Genomic DNA, 19,237 nt, shown 5'->3' on the forward strand with positions numbered 1-19,237 from the left:
TGACATCGGGGCGTCGCGGCGGTCCGGCCCGCCCTTTCGCAGACGGCCGGTGCGCCGCCGGAGAAGGCCGGTGCGGTGTGCCGGGCCCGCGGTTGACCATCGGGACGCGCTGCGAACGTGCGGTGGGCTTGTCCGACAATGCACGTATGAGCGAGCGTGCGCGGCACTGGCAGTACGAGGAACTGCCCGGAGTCGATCTGCTGCGGGCCCGGTACGTGCGCAAGACGTTCGTGCGGCACACGCACGAGAACTTCGTGATCGCCGCCATCGCCGACGGCGTGGAGGTGTTCCACCACGGCGGGGGCGACCAGTACGCGGGGGCGGGCACCCTCGCGCTGGTGAACCCGGACACGCCGCACACCGGGCGGGCCGGAGTGCCCGAAGGGTGGCGGTACGGGGCCGTCTACCCGTCGGTGGAGGTGGTGGCGGAGATCGCGGCCGAGACCACCGCGTTGCGGGGGACCCCGGGCTTCGTCAGCCCCGTGGTGGACGACCCGTACGCCGTCGGGCTGGTGCACCAGGTGCTGCGGGCCGCCGACGAGGGCAACGCGCTGGCTGCGGACACCCTGCTCAGGGTGGCCGTGACCCGGTTGCTGCGGTCCAACGGCGGACCCCTGCCGCGGCGGGAGGTGCGCACGGCCGGTGCCCGGATCGCGGCACGCGCGCGTGCGGTGCTGGAAGAGCGGATGGAGCGGCCGCCGAGCCTGGAACGGCTGGCGGCCGACCTGGGCACCGGCCCGTTCGCGCTGCTGCGGGCCTTCCGGGACTCCTACGGGATGCCGCCCCACGCGTGGCTGACGGATGCGCGGGTGCGCCGGGCGCGGCGCCTGCTCGACGCGGGAACGGCGCCGTCCCAGGTGGCCGTGGCGGTCGGGTTCACCGACCAGCCGCACCTGAACCGGCACTTCAGCCGGATCGTCGGAGTGCCGCCGGGGGCCTATCAGCGGGAGCGCAAGAACGTACAAGACACGCGGGAACGGGCGGCCGTAGGTTCCGGGGCGTGGCAGAACCGATGACTCTTAAGGATCCGGCGACGGGCGAAAGGGCGGACCGGGCGGTCGTGCGGGACGCCCTCGGCGTGGGAGTCGCCGTGGGATTGTCCGGCTTCGCCTTCGGCGTGACCTCGGCCGGCAGCGGACTCACCCTGCTCCAGACGTGCGCGCTCAGTCTCCTCGTCTTCACCGGGGCCTCCCAGTTCGCCCTGGTGGGGGCCCTCGCGGGCGGGGGCGGTGCGTTCACGGCCGCCGCCGGAGCGCTCTTCCTCGGGCTGCGGAACGCCTTCTACGGGCTGCGACTGTCCCAGGTGCTGGCCCTCCCGCGCGCGGTGCGGCCGTTCGCCGCCCAGTGGGTCATCGACGAGACGGCGGCCGTCACGCTCGCCCAGTCCACGCGCCGCGCCGCACGGCTCGGGTTCCTGGTGACCGGGCTGAGCCTGTACGTCCTGTGGAACCTCACCACCCTGCTCGGCGCCCTGGGCGCCGAGGCCATCGGCGACACCGACGCGTGGGGGCTGGACGCCGCCGGACCCGCGGTGTTCCTCGCCTTGCTCGCGCCGATGCTGAGGACCGGCACCGAGCGCGCCGTCGCCGCACTCGCCGTGCTGCTGGGGCTCGGGCTGCTGCCCGTGCTGCCTGCCGGGGTTCCGGTGCTGCTGGCCGCGCTGGCGGCGCCGGCCGTGCTGTGGGCGGACGGCCGGCGCAAGGCCCGGGAGGACGTGCGGTGAACGTCTGGATCGCCATCGGCGTGACCGCGCTCGGGTGCTACGCCGTCAAGCTGGCCGGGCTGCTGGTGCCCGCGGGCGCCCTGGAACGACCGGTCGTCAGGCGCCTCGCCGCCCTGCTGCCCGCCGCGCTGCTCGCGGCCCTCACCGCCCAGCAGACCTTCGCCGACGGGCGGACGCCGGTGCTGGACGCGCGGGCGGCCGGACTTGCCGCCGCCGCCGTGGCGCTGATGCTGCGCGTACCGTTCCTGCTCGTGGTCGGGGCGGCGGTGGTGGTGACCGCGGGGGTGCGCGCCCTGGGAGCGTGATCAGCCGATCGCCCGTCCGTACGCGCTGAGCGTGCGCAGCGCCTCGATGGTCACGACCGGGCGGGCCTCCAGCGCGGGGGCCGGGGCCCAGTGGCGCCGGCGGATCGGCCAGCCGCCGTCCTCCTGCTGCTGGGCCGCGAGGTGGTCCAGGGAGCGCTCCATCTCGCCGTCCGTGAACCACGCGCGCGCGAGGGAGTGCGGTGTTCTCGCGCAGTCGTGCGGGAAGTGGTGCTCGCCCGGGGCGTAGCCGGGGGAGACCGGGAAGGCGTCGAGGTCCTCGGGATCCAGGGCGGCGAGGCGCTGTGCGCGCACCAGGCGGCCCAGCCGGTCGGCGGCCGCCTCCGCGCGCGGGCGGTCCGGCGCGGAGTCCAGGAAGGCCACGGCGGCCTCGATCTCGTACGGGTGCGAGGTCTCCAGGGACTCGATCGCCTGCCAGCAGAAGTCCGTGGCCCTGAAGAGCCAGGCGTGCCACACCTCGTTGCGGTGCAGCAGCCCGACCACCGGCCCGGTGGCGAGGAGAGCGCCGGGCGGGTCGTCCACGACCGGCACGAACGGGGCGGCCGGGTAATTGCGCAGGCTCGGGTGGAGCGCCGGGAGCGCGCCGTCCGGCGTGGACACGGACGTCAGGTAGCGGCAGATGAGTTCCACCCGCTGACCGGCGCACCGTCCGACGGCGTCCAGCACGCGCAGGGCGTGGGCGGTGTGCAGCGGCTGACTGACCGGGCCGCGCAGATCGGGCTCCAGGGCGTGGCCGTACCCGCCGTCCGCGGTGCGGTAGGCGTCCAGCGCGGCCTCGACCGGGTCGGCTCCGGCGCCCCCGAAGTGGTGGGCGAAGAGGTGCTGCTCCAGCACGCGCGCGGTGAGCCAGACGAAGCGCTCGGCGCGCGCCACGGGGGTGTGCGGCGACGGCGTCGGGGGGAGTGCGGTTGCTCCTGATGCGGCCATGGGTCCGACCGTAGGGCGCGAAGGGCGCCCGCAGGCGGTCCCGGCCCAGGCACACCCCGGGGGCGGGATACTGGGGTCATGCGGTTGACGGTCTTCTGGGAGCGGATGGCGGAGCACTTCGGTCCGGGCTACGCCGACACCTTCGCGCGTGACCACGTGATGTCGGAGCTCGGCGGGCGCACCGTGCACGAGGCGCTGGACGCCGGCTGGGCCGCGAAGGACGTCTGGCAGGTGGTCTGCGCGGTGATGGACGTGCCCCGGGAAAGGCGCTGACCCTCCCGTCGCCCGGTCCCGCCGACTGCGCCCCCGGCCAAGCCCGGGGCTCTCGCGGATCGATGCCGGTCACGAAGATCGCAGGCGGGCAGACGGCTGTGGGTGGCGTGGGTGAGACTTGGTCCGTGGCATCCACTGACGAGACCGGGCAGGCAGCCCAGCAGTCACCCCCGTCCGGTACGACCCCGCCCGCCGAGCCACGTGCCGGCGGGGCCCGGCCGAACGGCCGCATGCCGCGCTGGCTGCCGCGCGCCATGGTGCTGGCGCTCGCACTCGTCGCCGTGTTCCAGTTGGGAAGTTGGGCGTTTCACCAGCTCACCGCTCTGCTGACCAACGTCCTCATCTCGTTCTTCCTGGCCCTCGCCATCGAACCCGCGGTGAGCTGGATGGCCTCGCGCGGCATCCGCCGGGGGTTCGCCGCGTTCGTCGTCTTCATCGGCGTGATGATCGCGGCGGCGGGTTTCGCCACGCTGCTGGGGACCGTCCTCGCCGATCAGCTCATCAAGTTGATCGAAGGCTTCCCCGCGTATCTCGACTCGGTCATCAACTGGATCAACACGCACTTCAAGACCGACCTGAAGCGCGTCGACATCCAGGAGGGCCTGCTCCGCTCCGACTGGCTGCGCAACTACGTGCAGAACAGCGCGACGGGCGTCCTCGACGTGTCCGCCCAGGTCATCGGGGGCCTCTTCCGGCTGCTGACGGTCGCGCTGTTCTCGTTCTACTTCGCAGCGGACGGCCCCCGGCTGAGGCGCACGATCTGCTCGGTCCTGCCCCCGGCCCGGCAGGCCGAGGTGCTGCGCGCCTGGGAGATCGCCGTCAACAAGACCGGCGGCTACCTGTACTCGCGCGGCCTGATGGCGCTGGTCTCCGGCATAGCCCACTTCGTCCTGCTGCAGATCCTCGACGTGCCCTACGCGCCCGTGCTCGCCGTGTGGGTGGGCCTGGTGTCCCAGTTCATCCCGACCATCGGCACGTACCTCGCCGGCGCGCTGCCCATGCTGATCGCGTTCACGGTGGACCCCTGGTACGCGCTGTGGGTGCTGATCTTCGTCGTGATCTACCAGCAGTTCGAGAACTACGTGCTGCAGCCCAAGCTGACCTCGAAGACCGTCGACATCCACCCCGCGGTCGCCTTCGGTTCGGTCATCGCGGGCACCGCACTCCTCGGCGCGGTCGGCGCCCTGATCGCCATCCCCGCCATCGCCACGCTGCAGGCCTTCCTGGGCGCGTACGTGAAGCGGTACGACGTCACCGACGACCCCCGGGTGCACGGCCACCGCCGGCCGGGGGAAGGGCCGAGCCTGGTCGCACGGGCGAAGGCGCTGTGGGCGATACGCAAGCAGGGGAAGGGGCGACGCCCGGGCGGCGACTCCGGGGCGAGCTCCTCCTGAGGCACGCCTGGAGTGCCGCGTGGTGCGCTTGACATGAAAATCGAACATCTATTCTTATGGAGTTTCCGGCACGGCTCAACGACGGGCGATTCGACGTACTTTGGGTAGAGAGGTGCCCGAGTTGTCCACAGGCCGGAGGTGCGTCGAGGCGCATTGTCAGTGGCAGGCGTTAGCGTCTTTGACGTGAAGCGATCGACTCAAGCAAATCGGGTGGAACCCATGGCAGGAACCGACCGCGAGAAGGCCCTGGATGCCGCTCTCGCACAGATTGAACGGCAATTCGGCAAGGGCGCGGTCATGCGCATGGGCGACCGGACCAAGGAGCCCATCGAGGTCATCTCGACCGGGTCCACCGCCCTGGACGTCGCCCTCGGCGTGGGCGGCCTGCCCCGCGGCCGTGTCGTGGAGATCTACGGACCGGAGTCCTCCGGTAAGACCACCCTCACCCTGCACGCGGTGGCGAACGCGCAGAAGGCCGGCGGCCAGGTCGCCTTCGTCGACGCGGAGCACGCCCTCGACCCCGAGTACGCCAAGAAGCTCGGCGTCGACATCGACAACCTCATCCTCTCCCAGCCGGACAACGGCGAGCAGGCCCTGGAGATCGTGGACATGCTGGTCCGCTCCGGCGCCCTCGACCTCATCGTCATCGACTCCGTCGCCGCGCTCGTCCCGCGCGCGGAGATCGAGGGCGAGATGGGCGACAGCCACGTCGGTCTGCAGGCCCGCCTGATGAGCCAGGCCCTGCGGAAGATCACCAGCGCGCTCAACCAGTCCAAGACCACGGCCATCTTCATCAACCAGCTCCGCGAGAAGATCGGCGTGATGTTCGGCTCCCCGGAGACCACGACCGGTGGCCGGGCGCTGAAGTTCTACGCCTCGGTGCGCATCGACATCCGCCGCATCGAGACCCTGAAGGACGGCACGGAGGCGGTCGGCAACCGCACCCGCTGCAAGGTCGTCAAGAACAAGGTCGCGCCGCCCTTCAAGCAGGCCGAGTTCGACATCCTCTACGGCCAGGGCATCAGCCGCGAGGGCGGCCTGATCGACATGGGCGTGGAGCACGGCTTCGTCCGCAAGGCCGGCGCCTGGTACACGTACGAGGGCGACCAGCTCGGCCAGGGCAAGGAGAACGCGCGCAACTTCCTCAAGGACAACCCCGACCTGGCCAACGAGATCGAGAAGAAGATCAAGGAGAAGCTGGGCGTCGGGGTGCGTCCCGAGGAGCCCGCCGCCGAGCCGGGGACGGACGCCGCGGTCTCCGTGCCGGCCGACGCGGCGCCCGCCGTCCCCGCTCCGGCAGCGGCCAAGACCAGCAAGTCCAAGGCCGCCGCAGTCAAGAGCTGACCGGTGACACGACGAACCGGCTGGGCGGAGTACGAGTACGCCGCCTCCGGTGTGCCGCGGGGTACGGGCACCGGAGGCGATACGGGCTCGGCCGTGGACGGTGCGGACGCGCACGCGGGTGACGGACCGTACGGGGGCGGCGAGCCGTACGAAGACAGCCTCCTCAGGGGCGGCTCGGGTGGCGTGGCCGGAGGCGGCCCGGAAGGCCCGCCCGGGCGCAACTCGCGTGACGGCGGGTCGCGTCGCGGGCGCGGGCGGCGCCGGCGCGGCTTCGAAGGCGCCGACGATGCCGGGGACGGAGGTGCCCTCTCCTCGTCGAGGGCCGAGCAGGAGACACCTCCGGGGGACCCGGGCGAGGAGGCTCGGGCGATCTGCCTGCGCCTGCTGACCGGGACCCCGCGGACGCGCAAGCAGCTCGCCGACGCGCTGCGCAAGCGGCAGATCCCGGACGACGCCGCTGAGGAGGTGCTGTCGCGGTTCGAAGAGGTAGGCCTGATCGACGACGGCGCCTTCGCGGACGCGTGGGTGGAGTCCCGCCACCACGGCCGGGGTCTGGCCCGGCGGGCGCTCGCCCGGGAGCTGCGCACCAAGGGCGTCGACGCCACGCTGATCGACGAGGCCGTCTCCCAGCTCGACTCGGAGCAGGAGGAGGCGACCGCGAGAGAGCTCGTCGCCCGCAAGCTCCGCTCCACGCGAGGACTCGACCGCGACAAGCGGCTCCGCCGCCTCGCGGGCATGCTCGCCCGCAAGGGCTACCCGGAGGGCATGGCCCTGCGGGTGGTCCGGCAGGCGCTGGAGGAGGAGGGAGAGGACACGGAGTCCCTGGGGGACGGGGAGTTCTGAGGGGCCGGACCGAACCGACCCCACCTCACCCCACCGGCAGCCCCGTCCCCAGACCGACCCTCACTCCACCGGCAACCCCGCCCCGCGCCAGGCCTGGAACCCCCCGACCAGATCAGTGGCCCGGTACAACCCCAGCTGCCGCAGCGACTGCACCGCCAGACTGGACGCGTACCCCTCGTTGCAGATCACGACGATGCGCAGCGCATGGCTCCTGGCCTCGGGCAGGCGGTGGCTGCCCCGCGGGTCGAGGCGCCACTCCAGTTCGTTGCGCTCGACCACGAGGGCGCCGGGGATGAGGCCGTCCCGGTCGCGCAGGGCCGCGTAGCGGATGTCCACCAGCAGTACGTCGCCGGCCCGGGCCGCCTCGTACGCCTCCCGCGGTGCGATCCGCTCGTACCCCGCGCGTACGCGCTCCAGCAACTCCTCGATGCCGACGGGAGGTTGGGCCTGACCGTTGTGCGGATCCGGTGTGGGGCTCACTGCCAGTCCTCCGGTCGCTCCACCTGTTCGAGGCGCAGGACCGGCCCGCTGCGGCTGTAGCGGCGGATCCGCGGCAGGGGCGGGTGGTAGGCGTGGACGGAGATCGCGTGCCGGTCGGGCGACTCGTTGAGCACCTCATGGACGTGATGCCGGCCGAAGGAGCGGCCCCGGCCCGCGGGCAGCAGGCGTTCCCGGTCCACGTCCTCGGAGAGTTCCAGGGTCTTCCAGCCGTCGGTGGGCAGCCGCGCTGCGAGCGAGTGCTCCGTGAGCTCGCCCGACGCGGTGAGGAAGGCGCCCACGGAGTCGGCGTGGTCGTGCCAGCCGGTGCCCGTGCCGGGCGGCCAGCCGATCAGCCAGGCCTCGCTGCCGCCGGGACCGTCCAGCCGCACCCAGGTGCGGCCCTCCGGGTCGAGCGGCAGGGAGGCGATCAGCTCGCTGTCGGCGGCCGTACGCCGCACGAAGTCGTACAGCCCGGCCTGCGTCGGGGCCGGACGCGACGTCGCGCCGGGCGGCGGTGAGCCGGGAGGGCCGGGGGAGCCGGAGAAGTTCACGGAAGGGGAGAGGGACACGGGTGCCGTCCTGGAGATCCTGGTGAGGGTTCGCGCAAGGGGCGCGGCAGCCGACGCGGAGACAGCGCGGCGCGCGCACGGGAGGAGAGGGAATGCGAAGTCAGCAGGACGGGCGACACACACAGCCCGCATAGCGGAGGAGGTCCACATGGACCCTCCGCCACAGGCGCACACAGGTGTCGGTCACGCTCCGGAGTACACCACGGCCGTCCAGACCGGTCAACTCACTGTCACCATGCGGACGCATGGTGACAGTGAGCACGTTCCAATGGGCCGGCGCGGGGGTCAGCCCGCCGATGTGGCGGCTTTGGCCTCGGCCTTGGCGGGTCCGCCCATCGTCGCCTCGGCCGCCCTGTACAGGTCCTCCGAGTGCACTCCGCCGAGCGCGGCGACGAGGTGGCCGTCGGGGCGGATCAGGAGCACTGTGTGCGGGGCCGCGCCCGGGTAGTTCTCGGCGACCAGCAGTTCGGCGTGGTGCGGCAGTGCCGTGACCGCGGCGGCGAGGCGGGGCATGATGCCGGCCTGGGCCCAGTGCTTGCGTTCCCACACGCCCGTGCCCGGCGCGATCAGCACCACGAGCAGGGCGCCCCGGCCGAGCCGGTCCCGCAGCCGTACGAAGGTGCCGTCCTCCGCGGTGACCCGGACGTCCGTGACCTGCGATCCGGGCGGGGTGTCGACCGGCACCTCTCCGTCGAGGCGTGGGGGTGCGAGCGGCGAGTCGGCGTACGCCCCCGGCGCACCGAGCTGGCCCTGCCCCAGATGGCCGTCCGAGAGAAGGGCGTCGTGGCCCCGGGACGCGCCCGGGACGTAGGAGCGGAGGCCTCCGCCGCCGCGCACCAGCGGCAGCGCCTGGTCGGCGGCGCGCAGCCGGGCGGCGACGACGGCCCGGCGCTCGGTCTGGTAGCTGTCGAGGAGTGCCTCGCGGGGACCGTGGTGCCAGGCCAGGGCGAGCTTCCATGCGAGGTTGTCGGCGTCGCGGAGTCCTTCGTCGAGTCCGTGGGTGCCCAGGGCGCCGAGCAGATGGGCCGCGTCGCCGGCGAGGAACACGCGGTCGGCGCGCCAGCGGCGGGCCAGCCGGTGGTGGACCGTGTGGACGCCGGTGTCCAGCAGTTCGTAGGGCGGCACGGTGCCGCCCGACCAGCCGGCCAGGGTCTCCCGGATGCGGGTGAGCAGCAGTTCGGGGGTGACGAGGTCCTTGCCGGGCGGCAGCAGCCAGTCCAGACGCCAGACGCCGTCCGGCAGGGGGCGTGCGGTGATCTCGCCGGCCGACGGACCGGACATGCGCCAGGGCGGCATCCGGTGCAGCAACGCCTCGTCGGGCCAGGGCAGTTCCGTACGGAGGGCCGCCACGGCGTGACGTTCCACCGCGGTACGGCCCGGGAAGCGGATGTCCTGCAGTTTGCGGACGGTCGAGCGGGGGCCGTCGCAGCCGACCAGGTAACTGCCGCGCCACCAGGTGCCCTGGGGGCCGCGGGTACGGGCGGTGACGCCCGAGGGCTCCTGCTCGATGCCGTCCAGACGGCTGTCCACCGCGATCTTGACGAGTCGTTCGCCCGCGAGTGCGGAGCGCAGGAGGCCGGTGAGGACGTGCTGGGCGATGTGTAGTGGGATCGGTTCGGTGCCGTCGAAGAAGACCTCGCGCATCACCTGCTTGCGCCGCACGGACCGCCATCCGGCCCATTGGGCACCCACCCGGTCCAGGGGCACCCCGGCCAGCCGCTCCACGAGGGCGGCGGTCTCCTCGCGCAGCACGACGGTGCGTGAGGCACGGGGTTCGTCCTTGCCGGGCCCTTCGTCGAGGACGACGCAGGGAACCTCCTGGCGGGCCAGCGCCAGGGCGAGCGTGAGCCCGACGGGCCCCGCTCCGACGATGATCACCGGGTCCACGGCGTGGCGCCCCCTGCCCGCGGTGTTGTCCTCAGAGACGTAGGTGAACACGAAGTCGGAGCAGGGTGCACGATCACAGAACGTATGCAACCTATTGCGGGTGCTTGCGTCAAGTGATCAGGGGCAGTGGCGATCATGCCACTGCCCCTGGGGGTGTCACGCGAGGTGACCGGGTGTCAGGCCGCGGTTCCGGGGCCGCCCGTGGTGTTCCCGGTCGCCACGTCGTCCACGCCCACGACCGCGCCGGTCGACTTCCTCGCCTTCCGGAGCCGGCGCTCCAGCCAGCTCGCGAAGGAGGTGAGGGCGAAGTTGAGGGCGATGAAGACCACGGCCACGACCGTGTAGCTGGCGATGACGTTGGCGCCGTAGTACCCGGCCATCGTCCCGGCTGCGGCGAGCAGCTCGGAGTAGGTCAGGACGGCGCCGCCGAGTGCGGTGTCCTTCACGATGACGACGAGCTGGCTGACGATGGCCGGCAGCATGGCGGTGACCGCCTGCGGCAGCAGGATGAGCCGCATCTCCTGGTTCTTGCGCAGACCGATCGCCATGGCTGCCTCGGACTGTCCCTTGGGAAGGGACAGGATGCCCGCCCGGACGATCTCGGCGAGGACGGAGGCATTGTACAGCACCAGACCCGTCACGACCGCGTACAGCGGACGGTCGTCGGACGCGACGTTGGTGTACTCGGCGAACAGCGCGAGCCCGAAGATCATCAGGATCAGCACCGGGATGGCGCGGAAGAACTCGACCACGACTCCGGCCGGCACCCGGATCCAGGCGTGGTCCGACAGGCGGGCGATGCCGAAGACCGCGCCCAGCGGCAACGCGATGATCATGGCGAGCGCCGCAGCCTTGAGCGTGTTCAGCAGACCCGGCCAGATGTAGGTCGACCAGGCCTCGGTGCTGGTGAAGAAGGGCTCCCACAGCACCCACTCGAGCTGGCCCTTTTCCTTGAGGGTGCCGAACAGCCACCACAGCACCCCTGCGGAACCCACGATGAAGAGAACCGTGAACAGGACGTTGCGCCGCTTGGCGCGGGGTCCCTGGGCATCGTAGAGAACGGAACTCATCGCTTCACCGCCACCTTCTTGCCCACCCAGCCGAGGATCAGACCGGTCGGCAGCGTCAGCACCACGAAACCGAACGCGAAGATCGCCGAGATCAGCAGCAGCTGGGCCTCGTTCTCGATCATCTCCTTCATCAGCAACGCCGCTTCCGCCACACCGATCGCCGCGGCCACCGTGGTGTTCTTCGTCAGGGCGATCAGCACGTTCGTCAGCGGACCGACGGCCGAGCGGAAGGCCTGGGGAAGCACGACCAGCCGCAGCACCTGCGAGAAGCTCAGGCCGATGGCGCGTGCCGCCTCCGCCTGCCCGACCGGCACCGTGTTGATGCCGGATCGCAGGGCCTCGCACACGAACGCGGAGGTGTAGAGGATCAGGCCGAGGACGGCGAGCCGGAAGTTGGCCGTGTCCGACCTGTCGGCGCCCAGGTTGATCTGCAGGGTCTGGTACAGGCCCAGAGAGGTGAACAGGATGATCACGGTCAGCGGGATGTTCCGCACGATGTTCACGTACGCGGTCCCGAAACCGCGCATCAACGGCACCGGGCCGACGCGCATGGCGGCCAGCAAAGTGCCCCAGACCAGGGAGCCGACGGCCGAGAGCAGGGCGAGCTGCACCGTCGTCCAGAAGGCTCCCAGGATGTCGTAGTCACTCAGAAAGTCGAACACGATCTCCCGCGCTTCCGCGTATAGGGATGCCGATGCCCCGGCGCGCCGCCCCGGAGGGCGGCGCACCCGTCAGGCTTTGCCTCAGCCGTTGCGTCAGCTCTTGATGTCGCCGATCTTCGGCGCGGGCTCGTTCTTGTAGTTGGCCGGGCCGAGGTTCACGTCCACGGCCTTCTGCCAGGCACCATCGGCGACCATGGCCTCGATGGCCTTGTTGATCTTGTCCTTGAGGTCGCTGCCCTTCTTGACGCCGATGCCGTAGTTCTCGTTGGTCATCTTGAAGCCGCCGAGCTTGAACTTGCCCTTGAACTGGTCCTGGGCGGCGTAACCGGCGAGGATCGAGTCGTCGGTGGTCAGGGCGTCGATGGCCTTGTTCTGCAGGCCGCTCAGGCATGCCGAGTACGTCGGGTACTGCTGGAGGTCGGCCTTGGGGGCCAGCTTCTCCTTGACGTTCTGCGCCGAGGTGGAGCCGGTCACCGAGCAGAGCTTCTTGTTGTTGAGGTCGGCCGGCGACTTGATCGAGTCGTCGTCGGCGCGGACCAGGACGTCCTGGTGGGCCAGCAGGTACGGGCCGGCGAAGTCGACCTTCTCCTGGCGCTCGGGGGTGATCGAGTAGGTCGCGGCGATGAAGTCGACGTCACCGCGCTGCAGCATGGTCTCGCGGTCGGCGCTCTTCGCTTCCTTCCACTCGATCTGGTCCGCTTTGTAACCGAGCTTGTCGGCCACGTAGGTGGCGACGTCGACGTCGAAGCCGGCGTAGCCCTGCGGCGTCTTCTGACCCAGACCGGGCTGGTCGAACTTGATGCCGATCGTGATCGTCTTGCTGCCGCCGGAGCCGGAACCACCCTCGTCCTTGCTGTCGCCGCCACCACACGCCGTGGCGGTCAGGGCGAGGGCGAAGACGGTGGCCGAGGCGGCGGTGACCTTGCGAAGCTTCATGGTGAACGTCCTTTGACTGGTGAAGAGATGCGGACCCTCAAGGGCGGCGGCACGGGTCGCGTCCGGCACGACCCGGGCCGTCAGTGGTGCAGGATCTTCGACAGGAAGTCCTTGGCGCGGTCGCTGCGCGGATTGCTGAAGAACTGCTCGGGCGCAGCCTCCTCGACGATCCGGCCGTCCGCCATGAACACGACGCGGTTCGCCGCGGATCGCGCGAACCCCATCTCATGGGTGACGACGATCATGGTCATGCCGTCGCGGGCGAGCTGCTGCATGACCTCCAGCACCTCGTTGATCATCTCGGGGTCGAGCGCGGAGGTCGGCTCGTCGAAGAGCATGACCTTCGGCTCCATGGCCAGGGCCCGCGCGATCGCGACGCGCTGCTGCTGGCCGCCGGAGAGCTGTGCCGGGTACTTCTCGGCCTGCGCGGCCACGCCGACCCGGTCGAGCAGGGCGCGGGCCCGCTCCTCGGCCGCCTTCTTGTCCTTCTTGCGGACCTTGATCTGGCCGAGCATCACGTTCTCGAGCACGGTCTTGTGCGCGAAGAGGTTGAAGGACTGGAAGACCATGCCGACGTCGGCCCGCAGCCGGGCCAGCTCCCTGCCCTCGGCGGGCAGGGGCTTGCCGTCGATCGTGATCGTGCCCGAGTCGATCGTCTCCAGGCGGTTGATGGTGCGGCACAGGGTGGACTTGCCGGACCCGGAGGGTCCGATGACGACGACGACTTCGCCGCGAGCGATCGTCAGGTCGATGTCCTGGAGTACGTGCAACGCGCCGAAGTGCTTGTTGACGCTCTTCAAGACGACCAGTTCGCCGGTCGCGGCCACATCTTCCTTGGCCACCGATACTTCGGTCATCGCTCTCAGGCTCCGTCCTCCTCGGTTTCGGAGGACAGTAGTTACCTCGACGACCTGCGTCATTACATCTGAGGTGAATCTGAGCATCACGATCCGATAGCAATAGGACGCGTGTCGTAGTGCGTGCGAGCAGCGCTGATATCGGCCGGATAACGGAAGTCCTCGGCAGCCGGAACCCTCTTGACGCCGTCCTCGTCCATCAGCGTGACTGCACACGGTGCACGCGTGCGTGCACGCGTCCCGTACACGTCCAGATCGTACGGCCGGTGAACCGAAGGGGGCCCGAGTGAGGCTGCTGCTCGTCGAGGACGACAACCACGTCGCCACCGCCCTGTCGGCGATCCTGGCGCGGCACGGCTTCGACGTCACGCACGCGCGCAGCGGTGAGGAGGCCCTCCAGGCCCTGGTCCCCGAGGTCGACGGCTTCGGTGTCGTCCTCCTCGACCTCGGCCTGCCCGACCAGGACGGCTACGAGGTCTGCGGCAAGATCCGCAAGCGCACCAGCACCCCGGTGATCATGGTGACCGCGCGCTCCGACGTGCGCTCCCGCATCCACGGCCTCAACCTCGGTGCCGACGACTACGTGGTGAAGCCGTACGACACGGGGGAGCTGCTCGCCCGTATCCACGCGGTCAGCCGGCGCACCTCCCACGAGGACACCTCCAGCGGCATCGAGACCGAGCTGCGGCTCGGGGCGGTGCACATCGAGCTGCCCACGCGCCGGGTCTGCGTGGACGGGGTGCTGATCCAGCTGACCCGCAAGGAGTTCGATCTGCTGGCGCTGCTCGCGCAGCGGCCCGGAGTGGTCTTCCGCCGGGAGCAGATCATCAGCGAGGTGTGGCAGACGAGCTGGGAGGGAACCGGGCGCACCCTTGAGGTGCATGTGGCGTCCCTGCGCGCCAAGCTGCGGATGCCCGCCCTCATCGAGACCGTCCGCGGAGTCGGTTACCGGCTCGTCGCGCCTGCCGGGTAGCGGGGCCGGGTGCGCACTCGTCTGCTCCCGCTGCTGATCGTCCTGATGGCGGCCGTGCTGCTCGCGCTCGGCGTGCCGCTCGCGGCCAGCACGGCCGGTGCCCAGCAGCAGAGGGTCGTCGTCGACCGGATCGACGACACCGCGCGCTTCTCGGCCCTGGCCGGGTTCGTCACGGACTCGCCGGACGGGCCCACCGGCGCGTTCGAGAACGAGCGCCTGGCCACGCTCAGCAGCGAGCTGCGCAGCTACCACGAGGTCTACGGCATCCGGGTGGGCGTCTTCTACCGCAACGGCAGGGCGATGGCCCGGGCACCGGTCCGCTGGGCCCTGCCGCAGGACGGCGAGGTGCGCGACGCCTTCGCCGAGGCCCTGCTCAGCCGCCGCAGCCACGATCCGCAGCAGGTGTGGCCGTGGCAGCGCCGCAACCTCGTGGTGGCCTCGCCGGTCATCCGGGACGGGGACGTCGTCGCGGTCGTCGTCACCGACTCGCCCACCGGGCGGATGCGCTCGCGGACGCTGCAGGGCTGGCTGGTCATCGGCGCGGGCGAGATCGCCGCGATGCTGCTGGCCGTCGGCGCGGCGCTGCGGCTGACCGGCTGGGTGCTCAAGCCGGTACGGATCCTGGACGCCACCACGCACGACATCGCCACCGGGCGGCTCAAGTCCCGCGTCGCCGCCGCGGGCGGGCCGCCGGAACTGCAGCGCCTGGCCAGGTCGTTCAACGAGATGGCCGACCACGTCGAGGACGTGCTGGAGCAGCAGCGCGCCTTCGTCGCCGACGCCTCGCACCAGCTGCGCAACCCGCTCGCGGCACTGCTGCTGCGCATCGAGCTGCTCTCCTTCGAGCTGCCCGAGGGCAACAAGGAGATCGCCTCCGTCCAGGCCGAGGGCAAGCGTCTCGCCCAGGTCCTGGACGACCTGCTGGACTTGGCGCTGGCCGAGCACGCCGAGGCGGACCTGAAGATCACGGACATCGGCGCGCTCACCGCCGAACGCCTCGCGGCCTGGGCGCCGACCGCCGAGGCCAAGGGGGTGCGCCTGGTCGGCGACTGCCCGGCGACGACCGCCTGGGCCGACCCGATCACCCTGTCCAGCGCGCTGGACGCGATCATCGACAACGCCGTGAAGTTCACGCCCGAGGGGCGGTGCGTCGAGGTGAGCGTGGCTTCCCACGGCGTCTCCTCCACCGTCGTCGTCACCGACCACGGCCCCGGCCTCACCGACGAGGAGCTGGCCCGCGTCGGCGACCGCTTCTGGCGCAGCGGCCGCCACCAGAACGTCAAGGGCTCGGGCCTGGGCCTGTCCATCTCGCGGGCGCTGCTCGCGGCGGGCGGCGGTTCGATCGCGTACGACCACAACGAACCCGCAGGCCTGCGGGTGACCGTGCGGGTGCCCAGGTCGGGGCCCGCGGCCTGAGGCCGGCAGCGGCGTGCCCGGGTGCTACGGCTTGACCGACTGGTAGTAGCGCTGCGCCCCGAGGTGCAGCTGCAGCGGATCCGTGTAGATCGCCGTGCGGACGTCGACCAGCTGCGCGGAGTGGACGGACCGGCCGATGCCGTCCCGGCTGTCGATCACCGTCCGGGTCAGCCATTCGGTCAGCCGCGGATCCATGTCGCTGCGCGTGACCAGCACGTTGGACACCGCCAGGGTCGGCACCGGGTCGCCGCGCTGGATGGTGGGGTAGGCCGACTCCGGCATCTTCGTGGCGCGGTAGTAGCGCGTCGCGCCGCCCTGTTCGTGCAGCTTCGCCACGAGGCGGGCGTCGATCGGCACGAACCGGAACGCCGACGCCGACTTGTCGGCCACACGGCTGAGTCCGTCCGTGGGCAGGCCGCCCGACCAGAAGAACGCGTCGAGGCCGTGCCCCAGGCGCCGGGGCCCGGTGTCGATGCCGTCCGACGCGGGCGTGATGTCCTTCTCCGGATCGATCCCGGCCGCCTTGAGCACACCGTTGGCGATCAGCCTCACCCCGGAGTTCGGCAGCCCTATGGCCACGCGCTTGCCCCGCAGGTCGGCGACCGAGTGGATGTCCGACCCGGGCGACACGACGAGCTGGACGTAGTCGTCGTACAGGCGCGCGACCCCGCGCAGCCGGTCGGCGCCCGGGCTGTTGTCGAGCTTGTACGTGGCGATCGCGTCGGCCGCGGCGATCGCGAAGTCGGCCTTGCCCGTCGCCACGTCCGAGACGTTCTCCTGCGAGCCGGCGGTGGTCAGCAACCGCACCCGCAGGTCGGGCATGTCCTTGTCGATCGCGTTGCTGAGCAGCTCACCGTACTCGTGGTAGACCCCCGCGCGCGTGCCCGTGCTGATGGTGACCGTACCGGCCGGCGGTTCCTCGGCCCAGGGGCGCAGCCACCACAGCAGGAGACCGAGGACCAGCAGAGCCGCGGTGCCGCCCTGCAGGGCCCGCTGCCTGCGGATCGGGGGGAACGTCCTGGACATGCGCGAGATCCTGCCAGCCACCGGGCCCTCGTGACCAGGCCGGGGGTCACAGGGCGCGGGCGGGGGAGGGTCCGCGGCGGCCGGGGGAGTGCCGGTGGCGGCCGGAGGGACTGTCGGTGGCGTCCCCTACAGTCGCCTCCATGAGTTCCTCGCCCGCCGATCTGGTCCGTGCCTTCCACCTCGCCTTCGGCCTGGACGCCCGCGACACCCCGACGGAGGTCTCCCCGGAGCTCGCGGCCCACCGCGGCGAGCTCCTGGCGGAGGAGGCCGCCGAGGTCGCCGAGGTGTCGGTGACGGGCCCCCTGGACCGGCTCGCGCACGAGCTGGCGGACGTGGTCTACGTCGCGTACGGCACGGCCCTGGTGCACGGCATCGACCTCGACGCGGTGATCGCCGAGATCCACCGTTCCAACATGACCAAGATCGGCCCGGACGGCTCGGTGTCCCGCCGCGAGGACGGGAAGGTCCTCAAGGGCGAGCACTACGAGGCGCCGGACGTACCGGGAGCGCTGCGGAGGCAGGGGTGGGTGCCGGGCCGGGGCGACTGGCGAGGGCCGGCCGGGTCGCGACCGTGAGGGCCGGCCGGGTCGCGACCGTGAGGGGCGGACGGGGTCCGCGGGCCCACCCGCCCCTCACGTTCAGTCGGCGACCGGTGCCTCCGTCTCCGCCGGCCGGGGCGCCGGCTCCGGGGCGCGCGGCGCGCGGCGGCCGGTCCACCAGGACGCCACCGGCTCCGTGTAGCGCGCGGTCAGCGGCCCCAGGACGACCAGGATGAGGACGTAGGCCGTGGCCAGCGGGCCGAGGGACGGTTCGATGCCGGCTGAGACCGCGAGTCCCGCGATGACGATCGAGAACTCGCCCCGTGCCACCAGCGCACCGCCCGCCCGCCAGCGGCCCTTGACGGAGATCCCGTCCCGCCGGGCCGCCCAGTAGCCGGTGGCGATCTTCGTCAGTGCCGTCAGGACGGCCAGCCCCAGGGCGGGCAGCAGGACCGGCGGGATGCTCGACGGGTCGGTGTGCAGCCCGAAGAACACGAAGAAGACCGCCGCGAACAGGTCGCGCAGAGGGCTCAGCAGCGTGTGCGCGCCCTCCGCCACCTCACCGGACAGCGCGATGCCCACGAGGAAGGCCCCGACCGCCGCCGACACCTGCAGCTGCTGCGCGACACCCGCGACCAGGATCGTCAGGCCCAGCACGACCAGCAGCAGCTTCTCCGGGTCGTCGCTGGAGACGAAGCGGGAGATGAGCCGGCCGTAGCGCAGGGCCAGGAACAGCACGAGGCCTGCCGCGCCCAGCGCGATCGCCAGCGTCACACTGCCGGCCAGCAGCCCGGCGCCCGCCACCAGCGCCGTGACGATCGGCAGGTAGACCGCCATCGCCAGGTCCTCCAGCACCAGCACGCTGAGGATCACCGGCGTCTCGCGGTTGCCGACCCGGCCCAGATCGCCGAGCACCTTCGCGATCACCCCGGACGACGAGATCCAGGTGACACCGGCCAGGACGACGGCGGCCACCGGTCCCCAGCCGAGCAGCAGCGCCAGAGCCGCTCCCGGCAGCGCGTTGAACGCGCAGTCGACCAGACCGGACGGGTAGTGCGTCTTGAGGTTGGAGACCAGATCGCTCGCCGTGTACTCCAGGCCCAGCATCAGCAGCAGGAGGATGACGCCGATCTCGGCGCCGGTGGCGATGAACTCCTCACTCGCCCCGAGCGGCAGCAGACCGCCCTCGCCGAAGGCCAGGCCGGCCAGCAGGTACAGCGGAATCGGCGACAGCCGGAAACGGGCGGCGAACCGGCCGAGCAGGCCGAGCCCGAGGATGATGGAACCGAACTCGATCAGGAGGACCGCGGAGTGCACCGGCTTACTCCCGCTCGAGTATCGACGCGGCCGCGTCGACACCCTCGCGCGTGCCCACCACGATCAGCGTGTCCCCGCCCGCCAGCCGGAAGTCCGGGGCCGGCGACGGGATGGCCTCGGCCCGCCGCAGCACCGCCACCACCGAGGAGCCCGTGTCCGTGCGCATCCGGGTGTCGCCCAGCACCCGCCCGTTCCAGCGCGAGGTCGCGGCCACCTCGATCCGCTCGGCGACCAGCCCCAGGTCCGTGGTGTAGAGCAGGCTCGGACTGTGGTGGGACGGCTTGAGCGCGTCGATCAGGGAACCGGCCTCCGAGCCGGTCAGCCGCAGGGAGTGCGCGCAGGAGTCGGGATCGTCGGCCCGGTACACGTTGACCGTGCGCGTGCCGTCGCGGTGCGCCACCACCGACAGATGGCGGTGTTCCCGGGTCTCCAGGTCGTACTGGACCCCGATACCCGGTAGCGGCGTCGCCCTCAGGCGCGGAGCTGACACGTTGCGTCCCCTTGCTCGTCTGTTCGTCGTGCTCTTGCAGGTCCGGTGAAACGGGGCCGATCATCGGACCGGCCACCTCCGCATGCTGCCATCCGGTCGTACGGTGACGACATGGGTGTCGTGACGGATATACGCAGCGACCGGCCTTCGGAGAGGGTGGAGCGGGCAGTGCCCTACCCGAGGGCCGG

Annotated in this window: 22 protein-coding genes; 10 read left to right on the forward strand and 12 right to left on the reverse strand. The window is 71.4% G+C overall.

The window, feature by feature from the left end; all coding sequences use genetic code 11:
* The first annotated feature begins 146 nt into the window (after positions 1-146).
* From ACFW6P_RS16770 to ACFW6P_RS16780, 3 genes are read left to right on the forward strand one after another with little or no spacing between them, the layout of a single operon-like run.
* The gene (locus ACFW6P_RS16770) at positions 147-1,016 is read left to right on the forward strand and encodes an AraC family transcriptional regulator (protein ID WP_386352762.1); all 870 of its coding nucleotides are present in this window, start codon (positions 147-149) and stop codon (positions 1,014-1,016) included.
* Entirely contained in the window at positions 1,013-1,723 is a 711-nt protein-coding gene (locus tag ACFW6P_RS16775) for an AzlC family ABC transporter permease (RefSeq protein WP_386352983.1), read from the forward strand. Before ACFW6P_RS16770 ends, ACFW6P_RS16775 begins: the two co-directional genes overlap by 4 nt.
* Positions 1,720-2,028, forward strand: coding sequence for an AzlD domain-containing protein (locus ACFW6P_RS16780; protein ID WP_386352765.1), 309 nt, complete (start codon positions 1,720-1,722; stop codon positions 2,026-2,028). The genes ACFW6P_RS16775 and ACFW6P_RS16780 overlap by 4 nt, the downstream gene beginning before the upstream one ends.
* Here ACFW6P_RS16780 and ACFW6P_RS16785 read toward each other — a convergent pair whose 3' ends face one another.
* Entirely contained in the window at positions 2,029-2,973 is a 945-nt protein-coding gene (locus tag ACFW6P_RS16785; RefSeq protein WP_386424018.1) for a hypothetical protein, read from the reverse strand.
* 78 nt (positions 2,974-3,051) lie between these two features.
* Here ACFW6P_RS16785 and ACFW6P_RS16790 point away from each other — a divergent pair, with 78 nt between their 5' ends.
* From ACFW6P_RS16790 to recX, 4 genes are all read left to right on the forward strand, one after another.
* Positions 3,052-3,246, forward strand: a complete 195-nt coding sequence (locus ACFW6P_RS16790) for a DUF3046 domain-containing protein (protein WP_386352768.1) — start codon at positions 3,052-3,054, stop codon at positions 3,244-3,246.
* Positions 3,247-3,371: 125 nt separating this feature from the next.
* Positions 3,372-4,640 (forward strand): AI-2E family transporter, encoded by a 1,269-nt coding sequence (locus ACFW6P_RS16795; RefSeq protein ID WP_386352771.1) that lies wholly within the window; start codon positions 3,372-3,374, stop codon positions 4,638-4,640.
* A gap of 219 nt (positions 4,641-4,859) precedes the next feature.
* Complete coding sequence (gene recA / locus ACFW6P_RS16800; RefSeq protein WP_386352773.1) at positions 4,860-5,984, forward strand: recombinase RecA; 1,125 nt, start codon at positions 4,860-4,862, stop codon at positions 5,982-5,984.
* Between the two features lie 3 nt (positions 5,985-5,987).
* Positions 5,988-6,827 carry a recombination regulator RecX gene (recX, locus tag ACFW6P_RS16805; RefSeq protein WP_386424020.1) on the forward strand — a complete coding sequence of 280 codons (840 nt, stop codon included), beginning with the start codon at positions 5,988-5,990 and terminating at the stop codon, positions 6,825-6,827.
* A 60-nt stretch (positions 6,828-6,887) separates the two neighbouring features.
* Here recX and ACFW6P_RS16810 read toward each other — a convergent pair whose 3' ends face one another.
* The 8 genes from ACFW6P_RS16810 to ACFW6P_RS16845 all read right to left on the reverse strand — a co-directional run bounded on the left by ACFW6P_RS16810 (position 6,888) and on the right by ACFW6P_RS16845 (position 13,288).
* Positions 6,888-7,307, reverse strand: a complete 420-nt coding sequence (locus ACFW6P_RS16810) for a rhodanese-like domain-containing protein (RefSeq protein ID WP_386424022.1) — start codon at positions 7,305-7,307, stop codon at positions 6,888-6,890.
* Positions 7,304-7,858: a cysteine dioxygenase gene (locus ACFW6P_RS16815; protein WP_386352987.1), complete on the reverse strand. Its 555-nt coding sequence runs from the start codon at positions 7,856-7,858 to the stop codon at positions 7,304-7,306. Before ACFW6P_RS16815 ends, ACFW6P_RS16810 begins: the two co-directional genes overlap by 4 nt.
* 118 nt (positions 7,859-7,976) lie before the next feature.
* Positions 7,977-8,123: a putative leader peptide gene (locus ACFW6P_RS16820; RefSeq protein WP_386352990.1), complete on the reverse strand. Its 147-nt coding sequence runs from the start codon at positions 8,121-8,123 to the stop codon at positions 7,977-7,979.
* Positions 8,124-8,161: 38 nt separating this feature from the next.
* Complete coding sequence (locus tag ACFW6P_RS16825) at positions 8,162-9,763, reverse strand: FAD-dependent monooxygenase (RefSeq protein WP_386352993.1); 1,602 nt, start codon at positions 9,761-9,763, stop codon at positions 8,162-8,164.
* Positions 9,764-9,939: 176 nt separating this feature from the next.
* Positions 9,940-10,833 (reverse strand): amino acid ABC transporter permease, encoded by an 894-nt coding sequence (locus tag ACFW6P_RS16830; RefSeq protein ID WP_386352780.1) that lies wholly within the window; start codon positions 10,831-10,833, stop codon positions 9,940-9,942.
* Positions 10,830-11,495, reverse strand: coding sequence for an amino acid ABC transporter permease (locus tag ACFW6P_RS16835; protein WP_386352783.1), 666 nt, complete (start codon positions 11,493-11,495; stop codon positions 10,830-10,832). Before ACFW6P_RS16835 ends, ACFW6P_RS16830 begins: the two co-directional genes overlap by 4 nt.
* 93 nt (positions 11,496-11,588) lie before the next feature.
* On the reverse strand, positions 11,589-12,431 hold the full coding sequence (locus ACFW6P_RS16840; RefSeq protein WP_386352786.1) for a transporter substrate-binding domain-containing protein: 843 nt from the start codon (positions 12,429-12,431) through the stop codon (positions 11,589-11,591).
* A gap of 80 nt (positions 12,432-12,511) precedes the next feature.
* Positions 12,512-13,288 carry an amino acid ABC transporter ATP-binding protein gene (locus ACFW6P_RS16845; RefSeq protein WP_386352789.1) on the reverse strand — a complete coding sequence of 259 codons (777 nt, stop codon included), beginning with the start codon at positions 13,286-13,288 and terminating at the stop codon, positions 12,512-12,514.
* Positions 13,289-13,574: 286 nt separating this feature from the next.
* Here ACFW6P_RS16845 and ACFW6P_RS16850 point away from each other — a divergent pair, with 286 nt between their 5' ends.
* Together ACFW6P_RS16850 and ACFW6P_RS16855 are read left to right on the forward strand one after the other, a co-directional pair.
* Entirely contained in the window at positions 13,575-14,261 is a 687-nt protein-coding gene (locus tag ACFW6P_RS16850) for a response regulator transcription factor (RefSeq protein WP_386352792.1), read from the forward strand.
* Between the two features lie 9 nt (positions 14,262-14,270).
* On the forward strand, positions 14,271-15,677 hold the full coding sequence (locus tag ACFW6P_RS16855; protein WP_386352795.1) for an ATP-binding protein: 1,407 nt from the start codon (positions 14,271-14,273) through the stop codon (positions 15,675-15,677).
* A 24-nt stretch (positions 15,678-15,701) separates the two neighbouring features.
* On the opposite strand, the gene ACFW6P_RS16860 is transcribed toward ACFW6P_RS16855, so the two are convergent.
* On the reverse strand, positions 15,702-16,703 hold the full coding sequence (locus tag ACFW6P_RS16860) for a TAXI family TRAP transporter solute-binding subunit (protein ID WP_386352797.1): 1,002 nt from the start codon (positions 16,701-16,703) through the stop codon (positions 15,702-15,704).
* A gap of 140 nt (positions 16,704-16,843) precedes the next feature.
* Between ACFW6P_RS16860 and ACFW6P_RS16865 the strand changes: the two genes are divergently transcribed.
* Positions 16,844-17,278 (forward strand): MazG nucleotide pyrophosphohydrolase domain-containing protein, encoded by a 435-nt coding sequence (locus ACFW6P_RS16865; protein WP_386424024.1) that lies wholly within the window; start codon positions 16,844-16,846, stop codon positions 17,276-17,278.
* Positions 17,279-17,341: 63 nt separating this feature from the next.
* On the opposite strand, the gene ACFW6P_RS16870 is transcribed toward ACFW6P_RS16865, so the two are convergent.
* Together ACFW6P_RS16870 and ACFW6P_RS16875 are read right to left on the reverse strand one after the other, a co-directional pair.
* Complete coding sequence (locus tag ACFW6P_RS16870) at positions 17,342-18,559, reverse strand: cation:proton antiporter (RefSeq protein WP_386352799.1); 1,218 nt, start codon at positions 18,557-18,559, stop codon at positions 17,342-17,344.
* 4 nt (positions 18,560-18,563) lie between these two features.
* Entirely contained in the window at positions 18,564-19,049 is a 486-nt protein-coding gene (locus tag ACFW6P_RS16875; protein WP_386352802.1) for a cation:proton antiporter regulatory subunit, read from the reverse strand.
* Between the last annotated feature and the right edge of the window lie 188 nt (positions 19,050-19,237).

It is taken from the genome of Streptomyces sp. NPDC058741 (assembly GCF_042746715.1).
Lineage (GTDB): Bacteria > Actinomycetota > Actinomycetes > Streptomycetales > Streptomycetaceae > Streptomyces.